The 18,738-nt window shown below is 66.7% G+C and carries 14 protein-coding genes and 4 pseudogenes; 4 read left to right on the forward strand and 14 right to left on the reverse strand.

Going from position 1 to position 18,738, the window contains the following annotated elements; genetic code table 11:
* The 3 genes and pseudogenes from AC6A67_RS02315 to AC6A67_RS02325 all read right to left on the reverse strand — a co-directional run.
* Positions 1-387, reverse strand: a pseudogene (locus AC6A67_RS02315) (transposase); the annotation flags it as partial.
* Between the two features lie 40 nt (positions 388-427).
* Positions 428-700, reverse strand: a pseudogene (locus tag AC6A67_RS02320) (integrase core domain-containing protein); the annotation flags it as partial.
* A 13-nt stretch (positions 701-713) separates the two neighbouring features.
* Positions 714-899 (reverse strand): hypothetical protein, encoded by a 186-nt coding sequence (locus tag AC6A67_RS02325; protein ID WP_498035006.1) that lies wholly within the window; start codon positions 897-899, stop codon positions 714-716.
* On the opposite strand from AC6A67_RS02325, the pseudogene AC6A67_RS02330 reads away from it, so the two are divergent.
* A pseudogene (locus AC6A67_RS02330) lies at positions 828-1,004 on the forward strand (integrase core domain-containing protein). The gene AC6A67_RS02325 and the pseudogene AC6A67_RS02330 sit on opposite strands and share 72 nt — an antisense overlap.
* Here the strand turns inward: AC6A67_RS02330 and AC6A67_RS02335 are convergent.
* Positions 961-1,350 (reverse strand): annotated as a pseudogene (locus AC6A67_RS02335) (DDE-type integrase/transposase/recombinase); the annotation flags it as partial. The pseudogenes AC6A67_RS02330 and AC6A67_RS02335 sit on opposite strands and share 44 nt — an antisense overlap.
* 205 nt (positions 1,351-1,555) lie before the next feature.
* On the opposite strand from AC6A67_RS02335, the gene AC6A67_RS02340 reads away from it, so the two are divergent.
* Positions 1,556-2,590: a zinc-dependent alcohol dehydrogenase family protein gene (locus tag AC6A67_RS02340; RefSeq protein WP_498034917.1), complete on the forward strand. Its 1,035-nt coding sequence runs from the start codon at positions 1,556-1,558 to the stop codon at positions 2,588-2,590.
* 32 nt (positions 2,591-2,622) lie between these two features.
* On the opposite strand, the gene AC6A67_RS02345 is transcribed toward AC6A67_RS02340, so the two are convergent.
* The 4 genes from AC6A67_RS02345 to AC6A67_RS02360 form a co-directional block, all read right to left on the reverse strand.
* Positions 2,623-3,399, reverse strand: a complete 777-nt coding sequence (locus AC6A67_RS02345) for a LytR/AlgR family response regulator transcription factor (RefSeq protein ID WP_498034918.1) — start codon at positions 3,397-3,399, stop codon at positions 2,623-2,625.
* A 13-nt stretch (positions 3,400-3,412) separates the two neighbouring features.
* A complete protein-coding gene (locus AC6A67_RS02350) occupies positions 3,413-4,426 on the reverse strand; it encodes a sensor histidine kinase (protein ID WP_498034919.1) in 1,014 nt (337 codons plus the stop codon).
* A gap of 493 nt (positions 4,427-4,919) precedes the next feature.
* Positions 4,920-5,462 carry a lipocalin family protein gene (locus AC6A67_RS02355; protein ID WP_498034920.1) on the reverse strand — a complete coding sequence of 181 codons (543 nt, stop codon included), beginning with the start codon at positions 5,460-5,462 and terminating at the stop codon, positions 4,920-4,922.
* 221 nt (positions 5,463-5,683) lie between these two features.
* The gene (locus AC6A67_RS02360; protein ID WP_498034921.1) at positions 5,684-5,941 is read right to left on the reverse strand and encodes a hypothetical protein; all 258 of its coding nucleotides are present in this window, start codon (positions 5,939-5,941) and stop codon (positions 5,684-5,686) included.
* Between the two features lie 348 nt (positions 5,942-6,289).
* Here AC6A67_RS02360 and AC6A67_RS02365 point away from each other — a divergent pair, with 348 nt between their 5' ends.
* Together AC6A67_RS02365 and AC6A67_RS02370 are read left to right on the forward strand one after the other, a co-directional pair.
* Complete coding sequence (locus AC6A67_RS02365) at positions 6,290-7,762, forward strand: coniferyl aldehyde dehydrogenase (RefSeq protein ID WP_498034922.1); 1,473 nt, start codon at positions 6,290-6,292, stop codon at positions 7,760-7,762.
* Positions 7,763-8,094: 332 nt separating this feature from the next.
* On the forward strand, positions 8,095-9,576 hold the full coding sequence (locus tag AC6A67_RS02370) for an MFS transporter (RefSeq protein WP_498034923.1): 1,482 nt from the start codon (positions 8,095-8,097) through the stop codon (positions 9,574-9,576).
* Between the two features lie 90 nt (positions 9,577-9,666).
* Here the strand turns inward: AC6A67_RS02370 and AC6A67_RS02375 are convergent, their stop codons facing one another.
* The 6 genes from AC6A67_RS02375 to AC6A67_RS02400 form a co-directional block, all read right to left on the reverse strand.
* A complete protein-coding gene (locus AC6A67_RS02375) occupies positions 9,667-11,859 on the reverse strand; it encodes an amylo-alpha-1,6-glucosidase (protein ID WP_498034924.1) in 2,193 nt (730 codons plus the stop codon).
* A complete protein-coding gene (locus AC6A67_RS02380; RefSeq protein ID WP_498034925.1) occupies positions 11,847-12,947 on the reverse strand; it encodes a glycosyltransferase family 4 protein in 1,101 nt (366 codons plus the stop codon). The genes AC6A67_RS02375 and AC6A67_RS02380 overlap by 13 nt, the downstream gene beginning before the upstream one ends.
* A gap of 506 nt (positions 12,948-13,453) precedes the next feature.
* A complete protein-coding gene (locus AC6A67_RS02385; protein ID WP_498034926.1) occupies positions 13,454-13,900 on the reverse strand; it encodes a DUF983 domain-containing protein in 447 nt (148 codons plus the stop codon).
* Positions 13,901-14,194: 294 nt separating this feature from the next.
* Complete coding sequence (locus AC6A67_RS02390) at positions 14,195-15,643, reverse strand: aminotransferase-like domain-containing protein (protein ID WP_498034927.1); 1,449 nt, start codon at positions 15,641-15,643, stop codon at positions 14,195-14,197.
* 145 nt (positions 15,644-15,788) lie between these two features.
* Positions 15,789-17,414 (reverse strand): AMP-binding protein, encoded by a 1,626-nt coding sequence (locus AC6A67_RS02395; protein ID WP_498034929.1) that lies wholly within the window; start codon positions 17,412-17,414, stop codon positions 15,789-15,791.
* 650 nt (positions 17,415-18,064) lie between these two features.
* Complete coding sequence (locus tag AC6A67_RS02400) at positions 18,065-18,580, reverse strand: MarR family winged helix-turn-helix transcriptional regulator (RefSeq protein WP_498034930.1); 516 nt, start codon at positions 18,578-18,580, stop codon at positions 18,065-18,067.
* Positions 18,581-18,738 lie beyond the last annotated feature (158 nt).

The following is an 18,738-nucleotide window of genomic DNA, read 5'->3' on the forward strand; positions in this document are numbered from 1 at the left end:
AGCCGCAGCATGGTCTGGCTGGGCAAAGGCTGTCGCTATGAACGCCGAGACCACCCGGCGGCTGCTCTTGCCCGCATGCGCGAAGGCGTTTCGCTGGAAGTGAACCCGACATCGCTGCCACGTGGTGGACAGAACTCTTGCTGTAGCGGCCTTGATGCCTTCGTGGGCATCGCTGATCACCAGTTTCACGCCGCCGAGCCCGCGGCGGACCAGACCCCGGAGGAATTCAGTCCAGAAGGGCTCTGCCTCTGAAGCGCCGATGGCCATTCCCAGCACTTCACGCCTGCCGTCGGTGTTGACGCCGACCGCGAGGGTGACGGCGACGGAGACAATCCTGCCGCCCTGACGCACTTTCAAATAAGTGGCGTCGATCCACAGGTAGGGCCAATGATAATCCCCCATTTTTAATGGGGCACGTTCGTAGAATTCAGGCGGCCATTTTCAGCTTCTGTGCGGGCGTGATGCCGCCGATGCCCATATTCGGGCGGTCATTGTTGTAATTCCAGAGCCATTGTGTGGCGTGAGCCTGCGCCTCCTCAACGCTTTCGATGATGTATTGGTCGAGCCATTCATGCCGGACGGTACGATTGTAACGCTCTATGTAGGCGTTCTGCTGTGGCTGTCCCGGCTGGATGTGCTGAATGGCTATTTCCATTTTTTGAGCCCAGTTCAACAGCTTGCCGCTGATGTATTCCGGGCCTGCCTCTGCCCATTCATTCCGTAGGTGCTACGGGCTCGTTTTTACCAGCAAAAAGTTCACGGCTCTGGTCCGCAGCTATGGTCTCAAGCAGGAGTTCATCACTCCGCACTGCCCGCAACAGAATGGCATGGTCGAGCGCGTGATCCGAACGCTGAAAGAGCAATGCGTTCATCGCCAGCGCTTCGACAGCATCTAGCATGCCACACGCGCAATCGGGGACTGGATCGGCTTTTACAACCATCGAAGGCCGCATCAGGCGCTTAAAATGAAAACGCCGGCACAGGCTTTCGCCTTAGCGGCTTAACCTGAGCAGATTCCGGTGGGTCATTACAACAGAGTGCAAGCAGGTCATCTTGGCGACGGACGGACCAGTCGCCGGCGAAGCCGAAGCCCTTGCGCAGCCACAGCAGCGCCTCGAAACCCGCGATCGTACGCCGCGCCGTCGTGAAACTCCGCAGTCAGCCCGCTTTCGGCATCATCTGTTTGAGCCGGAAGTAAGCACTCTCGATCACCTGCTGCAGGTGCTTTGAGACGCGATGGGTGACATCGGGGGCAAGGATGCCTCCCGCGACGCCATCCTTGATCGCCGCAGGATAGACGCTCGCCCCGTCCGTGCCGATCTTGTCCGGGGCCAGCAAGGGGCAGTCCTTGAAATTTGGCGCGATATTGCGCCATGGTCCAGTTGTTTCGTCGCCTGTTGCATGAGGTGTCCGCCTAAAATCTTGCGGTTACTGGCGCGCAGTGTCGCGCGCACCATGTGGTGGTCAGGCGCCGGGACGGCGGTTGCATGTGGCGAATTTTATGCAGACAGTGGCGCCGCAAAGCAGGCCGCCACGTCCTGCGGGGAGGAAATCAATGCGTGCACTCGAACTGTCCTATCCGTGGGGCGCCGCAAATTTGCGGCTGGTCACCCACCCTGATCCGCAGCCCGGGCCCGGTCAGGTGGTGGTCAGGATGCGTGCGGCCTCGCTCAATTTTCGCGATACGCTGATCATCGCCAGGGGCGGCTATGGCCGTGGCGGCGAAACAGCGCCGCCGCTTGTGCCGTTTTCGGACGGCTGCGGCGTCGTCGAGGCGGTGGGTGAAGGCGTGACGCGGGTCGCGGCGGGCGATCGTGTGTCGACGCTGTTTTTCCCCAACTGGGCATCGGGGCCGCCAGCGCCGGAGAAGTCCGCGGGTCCGCTGGGGCTGGCCGGCTCGCCTGGCGCTGGCCGTGACCTGGCGCTGTTTCCCGAGAGCGCCGTCTCGCGCGTGCCGGACTACCTCACCGACGACGAGGTTGCGACGCTGCCTTGCGCGGCGCTGACCGCCTGGCGGGCGCTGTTCGTTGACGCCAGGCTGCAGCCTGGCGACACGGTGGTGCTGCAAGGCACTGGCGGCGTTTCGATCTTCGGCCTGCAATTCGCCCATGCCGCCGGTTACCGGACGATCGTGACGTCATCGTCTGATGAAAAGCTCGAACGCGCCAGGGCGCTGGGCGCAGATCACCTGATCAATTACCGGACGCAGCCGGAGTGGCATCGCCCGGTGCGTGAGGCGACCCAGGGGCGCGGGGCGGATTTCATCATGGAAGTCGGCGGCGCCGGCACACTCCAGGAAAGCCTGAAATCGGTGCGCATGGGCGGACATATTGCGGTGATCGGCGTGCTCACCGACGCCAGCGCCCCTCCGGCGCAACTGTCAGCCTCCGCGCTGATCGGTACATCCGCCCGGGTGCAGGGCGTCTCGGTCGGCTCACGCGAGATGTTTGAGGACATGTGCCGCGCCATGCAATTGCACCAGATCCGCCCGATCATCGGCCGCCGCACGCCATGGACCGAGGCCGCCCAGGCCGTGGCCGACATGGCCCAGGGGTCGCATTTCGGCAAGATCGTGCTGACCTTCGACTGATCCCCAACGCCGCTACGGACGGCTGGTCAGCCCTACGTCTCCTCCACCCCGTCAAGACCAATGCGGGCGGGGCGGAGGGGCAGGAGCTGGCGCAGGCGGTTGGTGGGGGCGCGGCCGAGGGGGGCTGGGGGGAGCTGGGGGCCGAGCGACAGCAGCGACCGGCCATTGCCCTGGGAGCGCAGGCTTTCGACGCGGTCGAGGTTGACGATGAGCGAACGGGAGAGACGGCTGAACGGCGGGCTGGGCAATTCCTCGGCCAGACGCCCGAGCAGGCGGCAGACCAGATGTCGCCGGCCATCATTTGTGTAGATGCGGGTGAAATCGCCCTCCGCCGCCAGCATGGCGATATCGGAAGCCAGCAGCGCAATGGTCTGGTTGGTGGTGCGCAAATAGAGCCGTTGCTCTGGCGCGGCGAGGGGTGGCGGCGGCTCCTGAGGCTGTCGCAGCCGCTGTCGTAGCCGCTCCAGCGTGGCGGCGAGGCGCGCGGCGCTCACCGGCTTCTGCAGATAATCAACCGCGTCGACCTCAAACGCCCGCAAGGCGTAGGCGCCATGGGCGCTGACGAAGACAATGGCCGGGGCCGGCGACAATTGGCCGATCAGGTCAAAGCCACGCTCCGCCCCAAGCTCAACATCGAGAAACACCACATCGGGCGGCGCCTCCCGCGCCAGGGCCATCGCCTCGGCGAGGCGCCCGGCCTCGCCGCTGACGACGACATTGGCGTCGAGCGCGCCCAGCAGGCGCCGCAGCCCACGTCGGGCTGGCGGTTCGTCATCGACAATCAGCACGGACAGCGCGCGCTCTGGCAAGGGCGATCTCCCCTCAGTATTCACGGGCAGCGCCGCTCAGGGTTAGCGCCGCCACCACCAGGGCGCCCTCCTGATACAGCGCGAATTCGTGTCGGCGCGGATAGTGCAGCGCCAGCCGGTTACGGACATTGGCGAGGCCGACGCCGGTCCGCCCTGCGGGCGCGAGGCGCCCGCTATTGGCGATGCGCACATGCAGCCCACGCTCCGACGTCCAGCAGGTGATCGACATATCGAACCGCGCAGAGCCCCCCATGGCGCCATGCTTGACAGCGTTCTCGACCAGCGGCTGCAGCACCAGATGCGGCACGCGCACCTCCTGCGCCTCTGGCGTGACGCTCACCGCGCAATGCAGGCTGTCCTCGAAGCGTAATTCGTGAATGCGCACATAGGTCTGCATCGCCTCGATCTCGTCGGCGAGGCGGCAGGTTCCCTGATCGTGGTGATCGAGCGAATAGCGCAAATAGCTGGCGATGCGATGGGTCATCTCCAGCGCAGTCCCCGGCGCCTCCGGGATTTCCATCGCCACCGTATTGAGGGCGTTGAACAGCAGATGCGCGTCGAGTTGCAGGCGCAGCCGGTCGAGTTCCGCGCGCAACGCCGCCTGGGTCGCCGCGCCATGGCGGAGCTGCTGCGCCGCCAGCTCATGGTCGGAGCGGATCCAGAGATAGGCCAGCGACCAGCCGAAGAAAATCAGCGTGTAATACACCGCCGGCACCGGGCCGCCGTCGGTCGCCAGATCGTCGGGGCTCACGGCAGGCGCACCGGTCAGCGCCTGCTTGAGCAGATTGACCAGGAGCATCAGCACGACGCCGCCAGCGCCAGACAGCGCCAGCGCCACGCCGACCAGCGTCAGGGGCTGGCGGCCATGCAGGCGCTTGCGGAAGGCCAGATGGGCGAGTGAGGTGAGCAGGAAGCAGAGCGGCTCGGCCATCGCTGTCAGGGCGAAAGCCAGCCATGCGTCACGCAGGAACACCAGCCGGCTGACGAAGGCGAATAAGGCCCAGAACAGCCAGACCGCGATTTGCACGCGCCAGAATGAGGCGAAAGGCGCTACATGGGCTGCATGACGCGCGCGCTGGCGGCCGGCCCGCTGCGTGGCGTCGGCAAGGTCAAAGCGCGCTGCTGGCCCTGCGCCTGCAGCAGCGGAATCTGCAGCTTCCGAAACTGCAACCTTTGCACCGGCCCGCAACGCAACCACAGCCTACGCCCCCCCCCAGACAGCGTTATCGCCGTCCCCCGTTTAATCTGTCAGGCGCCGTTCATTGTTGTCAGGCGTCCACGGCTGCGGCGCATTGCGCCGACCGCGCGCAATCCTAACCAGGCTAGAGGCGACCGCACAGGTAAAGCTGGATGTGGACGTGAAAAATGGGGTGCGCCGGGGAGCGCTGTGGCGGGGATCCGGCTGGTTGCACACGGCCGTGATCACCGGCTTACGTTTGTGCGCCGCCGCGCCACGGTGCGGGACGCAACGTCATTTTGTGGGCCGCCGCGCGCTCACTGGCTGGCGGCGGCCCTCATGGTCAGTGGCGGGTGCGGCGCAGCTTGCTGACGTCGTAGCCCATGGCGGCGGCGCGCTGCACCAGCGTGTTATACTGGCGCTCGCTCAGCCATGGGGTGCGCGACAACAGCCAGAGATATTTGCGCGATGGCTCACCGACGATCGACCAGCTGTAATCGTCAGCGTGGTCGAGCACCCAATAGTCGCCCTCGAAGGGCGGGAAGAACGCGACTTTCAGTTTGGCGTTGCTGGCCGTGTCAACGACCCGGGCCGTCGCAGTCGAGGAGCGCGCGGGTCCCTGCGGGCCGCCCTGGCGACAGCTGTTCACCACATTGATCTTGCCATCGCTGCGCAGGCTGTAGTCGGCGGTGACGCCGTCGCAATCCTTCTGGAAGCTTGCTTCGAAGCGGGCGACCTCATACCAGCGGCCGAGATAGCGGTTCAGTTCAACCGGCTTGGCCGGCTGCAGGCCAGACTGCTGCTGGCCCCTGTCGCCGCCGGCCACACAACCCGCCAGCGCCAGCGAGCAGGCGAGGCCAAGAAACAGCGCGCGCGATGTGAGCATGAGACTCTCCTGATGTTTACGTCGCGAACCGCCGACTGCGGGTCGCTCCGCAGGCGCCGGTGACGGCGGCGACTGATCGTCCAACCACAGATACGTAAGTCGGGCGTTGGCAGATCTCTGCGATGGCAACGTGCGCACCCATGGCTTGTTCCGTGACGGCTGGCGCGGCCGGCCCGCATGCGGGCCGCGCCCTGTCCCTCACGACGCCTGGCCCGACGGGCTCAGGCCACGCTCGCCACGGCGGCCGCGGCCAGCCGCTCGGCGTCGCGTGTCAGGGCTAGGATGTCATGGCTGCGGGTTATCTCTCGCGAGTTGCGGTACAGTGTCGGCGTCGCGCCTGGATAGACGTGGATTTCATAAACATCCGTCTCGGCGTCAGCCCAGATAATGCGCACCGTCCTGCCCTGACGATCCGTGCGCAGGAAGCTCTTCCACTCCAACGACATCGCCAACTCCTCAATTCCATGTGCCTTGACCATGCGGTTTTCTGCTGGGGCTGGAGACCTGCGCCGCTGTCGCGGCCGTCCGTCGCCCACAAGCGGCTTCAGCGCGCCGCCGCCCCGTGTGCGGGAAAAGCGGCCCTTGCGACATCCCGATCTGGTGAGGCTGCCGGCGGCCGCCTGCCGCCTGCAAAGCATGAGCGCCACTATTCAGAACGCTGCTCTGGTCTCGGGGTTCCCGAAACCATGGGCCTCTGCGCGCGCCCCTGGGGCCATGGCTGTACGCAGCCGCGCCAACGGTTATGGTGAGGCGGCGCGGCCCACGCCACAGGCGCGCTGCGGGACGCCGAGAACGGCGCCATGGCGACAGGCAGGGAGACGGCGATCATGGCGCAGCAAGCGGCGATCGGGACGGATGCAGTGGCGAGCGGGGAGGCCGCCGCGGCGCAGCTGCAGATGGCGGGAGTGCTTGAGCGGCAGCGCGCCGCATTCCTGCGTGATGGCCCGCCGGACTACGAGACGCGAAAGGTGCAGCTGAAACGGCTGCGTGCGCTGGTGTTACAGCACCGTGATCAGCTTGGCGCGGCGGTGAGCGCCGACTTTGGCCACCGGTCGCGCCACGAAACCGATCTGATGGAGATGGTCGGCGTCATCCAGTCGATCGATTACCAGATCAGCAAGCTGCGCCGATTCATGAAGCCCGAGCGGCGGCATGTCCGGCTGATGTATCGCAGCGGCCGGGCGCGGGTGCTGTATCAGCCCAAGGGGGTGATCGGCGTCATGTCGCCGTGGAACTACCCGTTCTATCTGTGCATGATCCCGCTGGCCACGGCGCTGGCCGCCGGCAATCGCGCCATGATCAAGCCGTCGGAGCTGACGCCGCGCGTCGCCGAACTGATCCGCGCGATGCTGGCGCAAGGCTTCGCCGAAGAAGAGGTGGCGGTGATCACCGGCGGGCCAGAGGTGGGCGAGGCCTTCAGCGCCCTGCCATTCGATCATCTGCTGTTCACCGGCAGCACCAATGTCGGCCGCCATGTCATGCGCGCCGCCAGCCAGCATCTGACCCCGCTGACGCTGGAGCTCGGCGGCAAGAGCCCCGTGATCATCGCGAGAGGCCACGCTGACGCCCGCGCGGTCGACGCCATCGCCTTCGGCAAGCTGGCCAACGCCGGCCAGACCTGCATCGCGCCCGATTACGCGCTGGTGCATCCCGATGACATCGACGGCTTTGTCGCCAGCTTCAGCGCCATTGTGGCGCGCTTCTATCCGGATGGGCCGGCGAGCGTCGATTACACGGCGATCGTCAACGAGCGCCACCACGCCCGGGTGCAGACGCTGCTCGACGACGCCCGCGCCAAGGGCGCCCAGGTGCTGGCGGTTGGCGCGGCGCCGGAGCGGGCGGCTACGCGCCCGCACACCATCGCCCCGACGCTGGTGCTCGGCGCGACGCCAGACATGGCGGTCATGCAGGAGGAGATTTTTGGGCCCGTGCTGCCGGTGTGCGCCTGCGCCGGGATCAATGAGGCCATTGAGCGGATCAACGCCGGACCCCGGCCCCTCGCTCTGTATTATTTTGGGCCTGAGGATGACGACTGCGCCCGGCTGCTCGCCCGCACCACCTCGGGCAATGTCGGCGTCAACAACACCATGCTGCATGCCGCCCAGGACGATCTGCCGTTCGGCGGGATTGGGGCCAGCGGCATGGGCGCCTATCACGGCGTCGAGGGCTTTCGCGCCATGAGCCACGCCAAAGGGGTGTTCTGGCAGGGACGCTGGAACCTGCCGTCGCTGATACGGGCCCCGTTCGGACGCCTCGCCGACGCCGCTCTGGCATTCACGCTGGGCTCTGGCAAGAAGTGAGCCAGGCTACGTCGCACTGATACCGGCGTCCGAAGAGCATGCCTGATCGGGCGCCGGTCATCCCCGTGCGGCGACCGGGCATGTCAGGTCGCGGATGCGTCAGCATCGTCGCGGCCATGTAATGAAGCCACGGTTATTCCGCTTCAGTATTCCTCGTCCGCCCCTGCATTTCACGCCCGCCTCTCATGCGCCTGGCCCCCCTTGCATCGTTGCGAGGCGGCGCTGATGCTGGCCGCAAAGACATGCGCGGCAAGCATCAGCGCCGCCTAAAACAGATGCTGGAGCGCGGCGGCCCCGATTGGCGCGGGGCGCGGCTCCAGTTGGGGGGGACCATGGCGAATAAAGCTATCGCGGGTGCGGCGACGCCGGCGCACGGTGGGCAGCAGGTCGGGCAGCAAGTCGGGCAATCTGGCGTCTTGCAGGGCCTTGGGCTGGTGACGCTGCTGTCGGGCGCCTTTTTATCGGTGATGAGCGGCATCATTGTCTCCATCGCCATCCCGAGCATCCAGCAGGAGTTTGGCGCCACCCCCGCGGTCTCCTCCATCATCGCTTATTACGGCCTCGCCTATGGGCTGGCGCTGATCACCGGCGGCCGCCTGGGCGATCTGTTCGGACGGCGTCGCATCTTCGTCATCGGCATGGCCGGCTTCACCCTGGCCTCGCTGGCCTGCGCGCTGGCGACGTCGCTGACCATGGTGATCCTGGCGCGCGTCGCCGCCGGCCTGTCGGCGGCCTTGCTGTTTCCGCAGGTGCTGTCGATCATTCGCGTCTCGTCGGGGAGCGACGCCGCCCGGGCGCGCAATCTCTCAGCCTTCGGCGTGACGCTGGGGCTCTCCGGCACCCTGGCGCAATTGGTGGGCGGCCTGCTGATCAGCGCCAATATCTACGGCCTCGCCTGGCGCTGGGTGTTCCTGCTGTGCATTCCGATCGGCCTTTTGGCCTGCCTGCTCGGGCCGCGCGTCATTCCGGAAAGCCGCGCCCCAGGCAAGCCGGGGCTGGACTTCGCCGGCGTGGCGATCTCAGCCGCCGCCTTTGGCCTCGTGCTGTTCCCATTGGTGGAGGGACGGGCGCTGGGCTGGCCGATCTGGCTGTTGTGCCTGCCGTTGCTCGCCATACCGCTGTTCTGGCTGTTTGGGCGCTATCAGCTGGCGCGGGCCGCCTCGGGGCGCGATCCGCTGCTCGATCTGCGGCTGTTCGCCAATGGTCCGGTGGCGGGCGGCGTCATCGTCGCCTTCCTGTTGCACTCCACCATCGTGTCGATGCCGTTTATCCAGGCCATGTTTCTGCAGGTGGGCCTGCATTATTCGGCCTTTCAGGCGGCGCTGATCATCGCGCCTGCCGGCGTCGCCTTCATCCTCGCCTCCATGGCCTGCGAACGGCTGGCGCCGCGCTTCGGCATCGGCCCGGTGATGCTGACGGGCGCGTTGATCGCCATTGTCGGCTATCTGCTGTGCATCCTCATCGCCTGGGCGACGCCTGGCGTTAATGCAGCCTGGCTGGCCATCGGCCTTGTGGTGGTGAACTGCGGCCAGGGCCTGTTCATGCCGCTGATGCTGAATGTGGTGCTGGCGCATGTACCGCCCGAGAAAGCCGGCACGGCGTCGGGCGCGGTGTCGACGGCCCAACAGGTGGGCGGCGCCTTCGGCGTGGCCATCGCCGGCTTGCTATATTTCGGCGTCATGGCGAGGCACGGTGGCGCGCTGACTGGGCCCTCGGCGGCGTTCCGCCTCGCCACCTTTTATCCGGTGATCGCCATGACCGCCTGCATCATGACGCTGCCGCTGATGTTTCCACGCAAGGCGCGGCGCGCCTGACCGGAAGGGGCGTCAGGCTTTGCGCCGCGTAGCATGTCGCGAAGATGCTGACGCATGCGCGCCCTGCGATGTTCAGACATCGCTGTGGCGTCAGGCGGTGACCTGCACCTTGAGCTCACCGCTGCGGCGCAGCACATGCACGATCGACTGACTGCCTGAGATCGCCACATCGCAACGGGCCTCGCCGACGCCGAGATTGCGGATGGTGACTTCTTCAAGGAACGGCGGCAACAGCGGCTCATGAAAGGCGATAGCCCCGGCTTCGGGGTCAAACGACAGGCCGAGGCTGGCCTCCAGCATGAACAATGGCGCGGTGGCCGCCCAGGCCTGTGGAGAACAGGCCACGGGATAGAATGTTGGCCCCTGGCGACGGCGTCGGGCGAAGCCGCAGAACAGCTCGGGCAACCGGCGCAGGTCGATATAGGTTGAGGCGGCGAACAGGCCCTCGAATATGCGCGCAGCTTCGGCTGCATAACCGTAGCGGCGCATGCCATAGGCTATCAGCGCATTGTCATGCGGCCACACCGAGCCATTGTGATAGCTCATCGGATTGTAGCGCGCCTCGGTCTCTGCGACCGTGCGCACCCCCCAGCCGCAGAATGAAGCGGGCGACATCAGCGTGTTGATCACCGCTGGCGCGCGGGCGGCGTAAGCGATGCCAAAGGCCAACGCCTGGCCGGCATTTGAGGCGCGCACCCGACAGGGGCGCTTGTCGCCATCCAGCGCCAGCACATAGCTGCCCAGCTCCGCATCGAAAAACGCCGTGTCGAAGGCCTGGCGCAGCGCCGTGGCGCGGGCGGCGCAATCGGCGCTGAGCGCCGCATCGCCCACCGCCGCCGCCATGTGCGCCGCCGAGCGCAAGGCCGAGTAGACATAGGCCTGCACCTCACACAGCGCGATTGGCCCCCTGGCGAGGGCGCCATCGGCGTGAAACACGCTGTCGAAGCTGTCTTTCCAGCCCTGGTTGGCCAGACCGTCCTCGCTTTGTCGGCCATATTCGACGAAGCCATCGCCGTCACGATCACCATAATTGCTGATCCAGTCGAGCGCCGCCCGCACGTGCGGCCACAGTCGCCGCACGGTGTCGAGGTCGCCCGTACGCCGGAAATAGGCGCCGCACAGAGCGACGAACAGCGGCGTGGAATCGACGCTGCCGTAATAGCGGCGGAACGGCACCTCGCGCAGTTCCGCCATTTCGCCATAGCGCACCTCGTGCAGGATTTTTCCCGGTTCGGCGTCGGCGTGCGGATCGACCTCGGTGGCCTGATTACGGGCCAGATGCAGCAATACGCCTTTGGCGATCTCCGGGTTGAGCCACAGGGTCTGGCGGGCGGTGAGCAGGGCGTCGCGCCCGAACACCGTGCTGAACCATGGGATGCCGGCGTAAGGATAGGGCCCGTCCTCGGTCTGCGTCGTCAGCATGTACAGATCGGCGACGCAGCGACGCAGCGCCTCGTTGAACACGTCATTGGAGGTTTCAACCGAGGCTGCGTTGGCGCTGCGCTGGCGCTGGGCCCGCCGTGAGTCGCGCAAGGCGACGAAGTAACCCCGCGTAGGCGCATCGCTCTCGGACTGTGCGGTGAAATCCGCCTGGACGTAGAGCGCGCACGACTGGCGCGGGCCGAGGTAAAAGCGAAACTCCGCCCGGTCGCCGTCGAGACGTTCCGGCGCCGGTTCAAACGCCAGCCGCGTGCTGCGGCGCAACCGGTCGAGGCCGGTGTAGCTGAGGGTGACGGCGTCAGCCTCGACTTCAGGCGGATGCATGCGCCCACGCTGGGGCCGCCGGGCCCCGCGCACTTCGAACAGGTCGGCGAAATCTGCGGCGAAGCGCAGCGACAGCGTCACCACCCGCGGTTGCTGGTCGAAATTGCGCACAAGGATGCGTTCGTGGCTCGCGCCCTGCCACAGAAAGCTGGTGCGACGCACATGCAGGCGTTCGCCCTCCAGCGGCGCGCCGTCATCGCCCGCCGCCGCGTCCGGATTGGTAAGATCGCAGACAAGGATGGCGGCGTCATCGCGCAGCGTCGAGGACAGCAACATCGGTCGCCGTCCGCACAGCGACAGCGTCAGCTGTGACAGATGGCGGGTGTCGCGGAAATAGATGCCTTCGGGGCTTTGCGGGCCAGGATTGGCGTCGCCGCGATGGTCAAGCACGGCGAAAGCGTCGCCCTGTTTCAGCGACATCAGGCTGCGTTCCTGCAACGAGACATCGCTTTGCACGGACCAGGCGTCCGGCTCGGTTTGCGCCACGGCGCGTTGCGCGGCGGCGTTCACAGGCGACATGAGGCGTCCTCCAGTGACAACGGACCCCGCTGCGCGGCCGGCGGCGTGGCGATGGCGAGGCTCTCGTAAACGCGGACATAATCCTGCGCCATGCGCGTGGCGGAAAAACGTCGCTCGAAGGCGGCGCGCACGTCGGCCCGTCGCAATGCGCCGACACGCCCCACCGCCGCAACCGCCTGCTCAATGTTGTCGACCAGAAAGCCGGTGACGCCATCCTCGATGACCTCAGGCGCCGAGCCGCGCCGGAAAGCGATTACGGGTGTGCCGCAGGCCATGGCCTCAATCATCACCAGCCCAAACGGTTCTGGCCAGTCGATGGGAAACAGCAGGGCGCGGGCCCCGCTGAGAAACGCCGCTTTCTGGGCGTCGCCGATCTCGCCGACGAAATCGATCGACGGATGGGCCTCGACCAGGGGCGCGATGGCCTCGCGCCAGTAGTCCTCATCAACCCTGTCGATCTTGGCGGCGATGTGCAACGGCGCGCCGGCGCGCAGGGCGATCTCGATGGCGCGGTCGGGCCGCTTCTCCGGCGAAATCCGCCCGAGAAAGGCAAGATAATCCGCTGGCGGCCCCGGCTGTGCTGGCTGCGGGGTCAGCAGATCGAGCGGCAGTCCGTGCGGAATATTGGCGGCCCAATGCACCTCCGGCGGCATGGGCCGGCGCTGGTCCCAGGAGATTGAAACCAGCGGAAAATCGGCGAAGCGCCGGTAAAATGGCGCCAGATCAGCGATGTCGAGCCGGCCATGCAGCGTTGTGAGCGTCTTGTAGGCGATGTCGCGGAACACCGGAAATTGCACCAGATCGACGTGAAAATGCAGCACGTCGAAGGCGTCGGCGCGAGCTCGCACCTGGTCAATCATCGCCAGTGTCCAGGGCCACTGATCCTGCACGGTGGGGTTGAGGCGCAGGGCGCCCTCGCTGCATGGGACCAGGCGGGCGCGGGTCACGGAATCGCCGCTGGCGAACAGCGTGACGTCGTGCCCCAGGCTCACCAGCTCTTCAGTGAGCCAGGAGACGATGCGCTCGGTTCCGCCATACAGCCGTGGCGGACAACGCTCCGCCAGCGGCGCAATCTGTGCGATTTTCATGGGGCGCCACCAGTTTGGGCCCAGTCGGGCCGAGGATAACCCGTGGCGCCCGTCGCGCGGTGATCCTGCGGCGAATGGCAGGCGCCAGATGGTTAACGGGACAGGCGGCGTTTCGTTCCGATATTTGAATTACTTTAGGGAAAGGTGAGGGTTCGGCGCGTTGACGACTGGGAACGACTGGCGCGTATCGTTGCGCACGCAACGCCTGAGCATCATGATGCATCGTGGGCGGGCGGGGCGCCAGTGTCCGTTGCCGGAAGGGGGGCGCCGTCCAGGGTCAGAGGCGTCGCGGCGCCCGGCCGATACGCAAGAGGGGCTGGCGCCGGGCTGGTCGGGCTCAGTGCATGGGGATTATGGGCCGCTGACCGTGGCGCCTCACGGCGCAACTGTCGCCATGTGTTGGCAAGGCCATGAACCAGGCCGGCAGGCGTGCAGACTGGTCGGGCGCTGAGGATACGCCGGCAGGCTGTCACATTCCTTTAGATGACGCGCATGACACGCGCCGCTCAGGCGTCCCGCTTCTCCTCGCCCTCGCGCCATTTGCCGCCTTGGGCGGGGCTGAGCTGGTAGTGGCCGGAGGCGCCATGCAGGCGGCCTTCCTCGGCTTTGTGGAAATACTGGCTGGCCACCAGCCAGCCTTTTAGCGGGCGCAAGGGCAGCACGCAGAGCAGGATCATCAACGGCAAGGTTGTGACCAGATGGACCCAATAGGGGGCGGTGTAGGCCACTTCGAGCCAGACAGCGAAGGCGCTGACGAGAACGCCGGCGACGCAGATGGCGAAGAATGCCGGGCCATCGGCCGGGTCGGCGTAGCTATAGTCGAGTTCGCAGACGTCGCAGCGCTTGGCCAGCTTCAGGAAACCCGAGAACAGCCGGCCCTGGCCGCAACGCGGGCAATGCCCATGCATGCCGGTGCGGCTGGGAGACAGTGGCGGCCAGTAGTCGTTGGACATCGCGAACCCTCGCTGCGCCGTCCTGGGCGGGCGGCGTCCGGATAGCCGTTGCAGGCGCCCAGGGGCGACCGCACAAGGCCATGCGACCACGGCCCGTGCGGGCGCGGTCATGTAAATTGTATGTATATTGATCGCATCATCTGTCAATGCGACGCGCGCTGGTTGCGGCGCGCATGAGCCGCTTTGTCGCGGCGGCGCCAGCATAATCTGACCGGGGCAAGTCACGCTGCTTTTGGCTTGCGCCGCGCCGCCCAAGGCAGCGCCGCCGCCTTACCAGAACGCAAGCTGCTGGCTCTAGAAGAACCCCGGGCGCGCCTCCGGGCCACGCTCGAGCAGATCCTGGACGATGTGCAGCCGCAGCTCGAGTTCGGCGCGGCTGGCGGCGACGCCGAGGCCGAGCCGCAGCGCCTCCGGGGCGGGGCCGACCGCGAAGGATTTGGCGGCGACGGCGGCGACGCCAGCGGCGCGCAAATGCGCTGCAAGCTCCACGCCTGACCAGGCCGCAGGCGCCCGAAGCCACAGGTGAAACGCCGCGTCGTCGCAATCATATTGCCCGGACGGAAGGATCTGGCGCGCCAGCTGGGTTCTGGCCCTGGTCTCTTTGCGGATGGCGGCGCTCGCCTCATCGGCCAGCCCGTTGCGGATCCAGGTCGCGGCAAGGGCCACGGTGAGCGGGGACGCCATCAGCGCCGAGGCGGAAAGGGCTGCGGCGAGCCGGGTCACCAGCCGCATGTCTGGCGCGGCCAACCAGGCGACGCGCAGGGCCGGCGCCACGCATTTGGCCATGCCGGCGATATAGCACACCTGATCCGGCGCCAGTTGCGCCAGCGCGGGCGGCGGCTTCACCGCCAGCTGGCCGTAGGCGTCATCCTCGACGATCATCACGCCATGACGGCTGGCGACGGCGAGCAGGGCCTGGCGCCTGGCCAGCGACATGGTGTGGGTGGTGGGGTTGCACAGGGTGGGATTGCAATAGATCAGCCGCGGCCGCGTATTGGCGCAGGGCGCGGCGAGCGCCTCCGCGAGCGCCTCCGGCAGCATGCCCTCGTCATCCATGGCGATGGGAATGACGCGGAGGCGCAACATGGCGGCGACCGCGATCAGGCCGGGATAAGTGAGGGCGCTGGCGCAAATGGCGTCGCCCGGCGCGCATAGCGTGGCGCAGACAGCCAGGAGGGCGCTCTGGGCGCCGGGGCAGGCCAGCAGCCTGCCCGGATCAATCGCGCCAAGACGCGGGGTCAGCCATTGGGCGCCGGCCTCGCGGTCGCGCCGCGCTCCGCCGGGCTCCTGATAGCGCATCATCAGATCGGCCCCGCCTTCGAGGCCGGTCGTGGCGATGCTGCGCCACAACCGCTGCGCCAGATCGCCCGTGATCACCGGCGGCGGCAGGTTCATGCTGATGTCGATCAGGCCATTGCGTTCAGGCTGCGACGGCGGGAGGTCGCCTGCTGGGGTCGTCTCAGCCTTCGCATTGGTGATCCAGGTGCCCTGGCCGACCTTGCCAGCGACGAGGCCGCGCCGGCGCGCTTCGGCATAGGCCCGGCTCACCGTGGTGAAGTCGACCCCCAGCGCCTCAGCCAGCGCCCGCTGCGGCGGCAGGCGTGCGCCGCGCTTCAGCACCCCCGAAGCGATATCGGCGGCGATGGCGTCGGCGATCGCCAGGTAGAGCGGTCCGGCGCTCCGGTCGATCACCGGCGCCCAGGGGGCGCTGGCGTGGTGCAGGGGGCGGAGGGGGGCGCTCATCAACACGTCCAGCGGAGGAATTCGTGTTGCAATGTATGGATATTGTATGGAGATAGCAAGTGGCGACGACCCACGGTCAGCCGAGGGCGCCGGTTCGGGCACGCGCGATGGCGCAAGCCGCCCGGACGGCTGGCGCAACCCTTGCTCAGCCGCGAATTTTCTCGCGGGCGACCTTCACGCCGGCTTTCTCGCGGTCCCAGGTTTCGGCGGTGACGCCAGCACTGCGCAGCACGTGTTTCTCCACCTTCTGGGTCGGGGTCTTGGGCAGATCGTCGAGCACGCGGATGTAGCGTGGCAGCATGAAATGGGCGAGCCGTGGCCGCAGGAACTCGAGCAACTCCACCGGGTCGATGCGCCCGCCTGGCGTCGGCGCGACGATGGCCAGCATATCATCCTCAGAGGTTTCATTTGGCACGGCCACCACGGCGCATTCGCGCACCAGGGGGTGGGCGAGAATCTCCACCTCCACCTCGAACGACGAGATGTTCTCGCCGCGCCGGCGGATGGCGTCCTTCTTGCGATCGACAAAGAAGAAGTCGCCGTCGGCGTCCTTGCGGAAGGCGTCGCCGGTGTGGAACCAGCCATTGCGCCATGCCTGGGCGGTGGCCTCGGGGTTCTTGAAATAGCCGGAGTTCAGCGCCCAGGGCGCGTCGGTGCGGATGATCAGTTCGCCCACCGTGTCGGGGCCGACCTCGCAGTCATTGTCATCGACGATCCGCACCTCGACGCCCTCGCGGGGCTTGCCGCAGGTTCCCGGCTTGTCGGGCGAGGGGCCGGAGCTGATCGGCACATTAATCTCGGTCATGTTAAACATGGTCCAGATTTCCGTGCCGAAGCGCTCGCGGAAGGCGCGCCAATTGTCGTCGAGCGGGATCATCGCCGCTTTCTTCAGCGTGTGATTGCGGTCGTCCGGTGATGGCGGCGCCTTGGAGACGAAGGTGGTCATGACGCCGAGCAGGATGACGAATGTGGCTTTGGTCGCCCGCACATGGTCCCAGAAGCGGTCGGTGACGAAATCGCCAGCCATGCCGACCGTGCCGCCGCGATTGAGCATGGCGGTGACCGGGCAGGTGCCGCCGACATGGAACAGCGGGCCATAGACCAGGAAGGTGTCCGTCTCATCCACCATGTGCCAGGCCTGGCGACCGCTCATGTGGAACAGATGCGCATAGGTGCTGACCACGCCCTTCGACGGACCCGTGGTGCCCGAGGTGTAGATGATCGACTGCACGTCCCACGGCTCGATGGGCCGCTGCAGCTCGGGAATGTCCGTCGCCGCGCCAGCCAGTGCGCTTGCCCCGGACAGGATGTCGAGCCCGGCGATGGCTAGGCCAGGCTCCACGTCGCCGCCGACCGTAACGCAGGTGGTCAACTCGGCGCGATCGATATCGGCCAGGCGGTGCACCAGATCCGGGCTGGCGATGATCACCTTCGAGCCGGCGTTGGCGATGACATGCGCCAGCAAATTGCCGCGATAGGCGACATTGATCGGCACATAGGTGGCGCCGAGCCAGTTGATGGCGAACCAGACGCGGATCATTTCGACGCTGTTCGGCAGCCAGACGGTGACGGTGTCGCCCTGGCGCACGCCGAGCCTGGCCAGGCCGCCCGCCACCTGCAGCACGCCGTCGCGCATCGCGGCGTAACTCACCTCCGCGCCATCGCCGAGGCGCAGGAACGGATAATCGCCCTGCTCGCTGGCGCGGCGGTCGAGGACGTAGCGCAGCACACATTCGTCGCGGGCAGGCACGCGGGTGTCGTGACGGGTCATGGCGTTTCGTTCCGTCGGTTTTGACGGATCCTTCTGGCGAGCATTCGGCGGCTCATGGAGGCGGTTGTCGCGCCCGCCAGCGCCATGGCGCTGGCCGGGGCGCTATCTCACCACCGACGCGACCATGGCTCCAGAGCAAAATGCGCCTTGGCGGCGCACGGGCATGCGCGGGGGAGCCGCAGTGGAGCCAGCCGCGAACCTGCCTGCGCAGGTAATTTGTGTCAATAGATTGATGGAAAATCTGGAGCGATGCTGGTCACGGCCCGGAGGAGGCGCGGCTGCTGTCATGACGGTGAAGGCGTGGGGCAAATGCCGTTGGGTAAAGCTGCAGCGGCCAAGGCGAGATGCGGCGACCGGGGCCAGGCATTGGGCGGCGGTAAACGCGTGGATGCCCGTGACGAGCACGGGCATGACGGCTGGGGTGGTTTGCGGGGGGTGGGGCAGTTGATGGGCGTCCACATTGCGGGGGGAGGTGGCAGGGTGTGACGACGGTGGACCTGGCCCGCGCCCCCTCCGCAGGCGGCGTGCGCCGCGATGCGCGGGAGTCTGGCAGGATCGCCTGGCGCCCATGTGCGTGACCCGCGACTGGCGTTACGTCCTCACCACGCAGACCGCGCCATCTCTCGTGGCGCATACAGGAGCCCTGCGCCTCATTCGTCAGGCATGCGCAGATTGCGCAGATTGCGCGTCAGCTTCACCAGGGTGCCGGTAAAGGCGATCTTCTCTTCCGGCGAGGCGCCCTGGGCGGCGAGGCGGAAGAACTCCACCGTGCGGTCGCCGAGGGTCTCCCAGGCCTTTACGCCGGCGGGGGTGAGGCGGACCATGCGCACGCGGCGGTCGCGCGGGTTCTCCACGCGCTCCACCAGACCCAGCTTTTCCAGGCGTTTCAGCACCGCGTCGAGGTTTTGCCGGCTGACGGCGATGTAATCGACGAAACTGGAGAAAGCGATGCCTTCGGGCATGTAGCGCGACAACGCCCCCAGCACCACGCCCTGGATGGCGGAGATATTGAGCTCGCGATGGGCGGTGCGCTCATATTGGTTGGCGGCCTGGCATAGTCTGAAGAACAGCCGGTTATTGATGTCGTGGTCGGGGGCGATCTGCTGCATGCGCGCCTCACCAGGGGCGCGCGTGTCACCCGCTACCTCAATCACCGGCTTGGTCATGGTCAGGGAATCCTTTCTGGCCAAACTATGCCCGATACGACAGCGTCTTGTCACGTCACCGCCCGGGGACACCTCCATGTAGAGGGGGGGCAACTGGGGACGGCCCAATTGGGGGGGTGGCGGCTTGCGACAGCAAGGTCGGGCATTTTTATCAATAT

It is taken from the genome of Camelimonas sp. FR25, from assembly GCF_059740505.1.

Bases quoted from the DNA above. Each gene is read 5' to 3' on its own strand.
- AC6A67_RS02395 (WP_498034929.1), bottom strand. From the start codon at position 17,414: ATGACCCGTCACGACACCCGCGTGCCTGCCCGCGACGAATGTGTGCTG.
- AC6A67_RS02400 (WP_498034930.1), bottom strand. From the start codon at position 18,580: ATGACCAAGCCGGTGATTGAGGTAGCGGGTGACACGCGCGCCCCTGGT.
- AC6A67_RS02365 (WP_498034922.1), top strand. From the start codon at position 6,290: ATGGCGCAGCAAGCGGCGATCGGGACGGATGCAGTGGCGAGCGGGGAG.
- AC6A67_RS02375 (WP_498034924.1), bottom strand. From the start codon at position 11,859: ATGTCGCCTGTGAACGCCGCCGCGCAACGCGCCGTGGCGCAAACCGAG.
- AC6A67_RS02390 (WP_498034927.1), bottom strand. From the start codon at position 15,643: ATGAGCGCCCCCCTCCGCCCCCTGCACCACGCCAGCGCCCCCTGGGCG.
- AC6A67_RS02370 (WP_498034923.1), top strand. From the start codon at position 8,095: ATGGCGAATAAAGCTATCGCGGGTGCGGCGACGCCGGCGCACGGTGGG.
- AC6A67_RS02385 (WP_498034926.1), bottom strand. From the start codon at position 13,900: ATGTCCAACGACTACTGGCCGCCACTGTCTCCCAGCCGCACCGGCATG.
- AC6A67_RS02360 (WP_498034921.1), bottom strand. From the start codon at position 5,941: ATGGTCAAGGCACATGGAATTGAGGAGTTGGCGATGTCGTTGGAGTGG.
- AC6A67_RS02325 (WP_498035006.1), bottom strand. From the start codon at position 899: ATGCTAGATGCTGTCGAAGCGCTGGCGATGAACGCATTGCTCTTTCAG.
- AC6A67_RS02380 (WP_498034925.1), bottom strand. From the start codon at position 12,947: ATGAAAATCGCACAGATTGCGCCGCTGGCGGAGCGTTGTCCGCCACGG.
- AC6A67_RS02355 (WP_498034920.1), bottom strand. From the start codon at position 5,462: ATGCTCACATCGCGCGCGCTGTTTCTTGGCCTCGCCTGCTCGCTGGCG.
- AC6A67_RS02340 (WP_498034917.1), top strand. From the start codon at position 1,556: ATGCGTGCACTCGAACTGTCCTATCCGTGGGGCGCCGCAAATTTGCGG.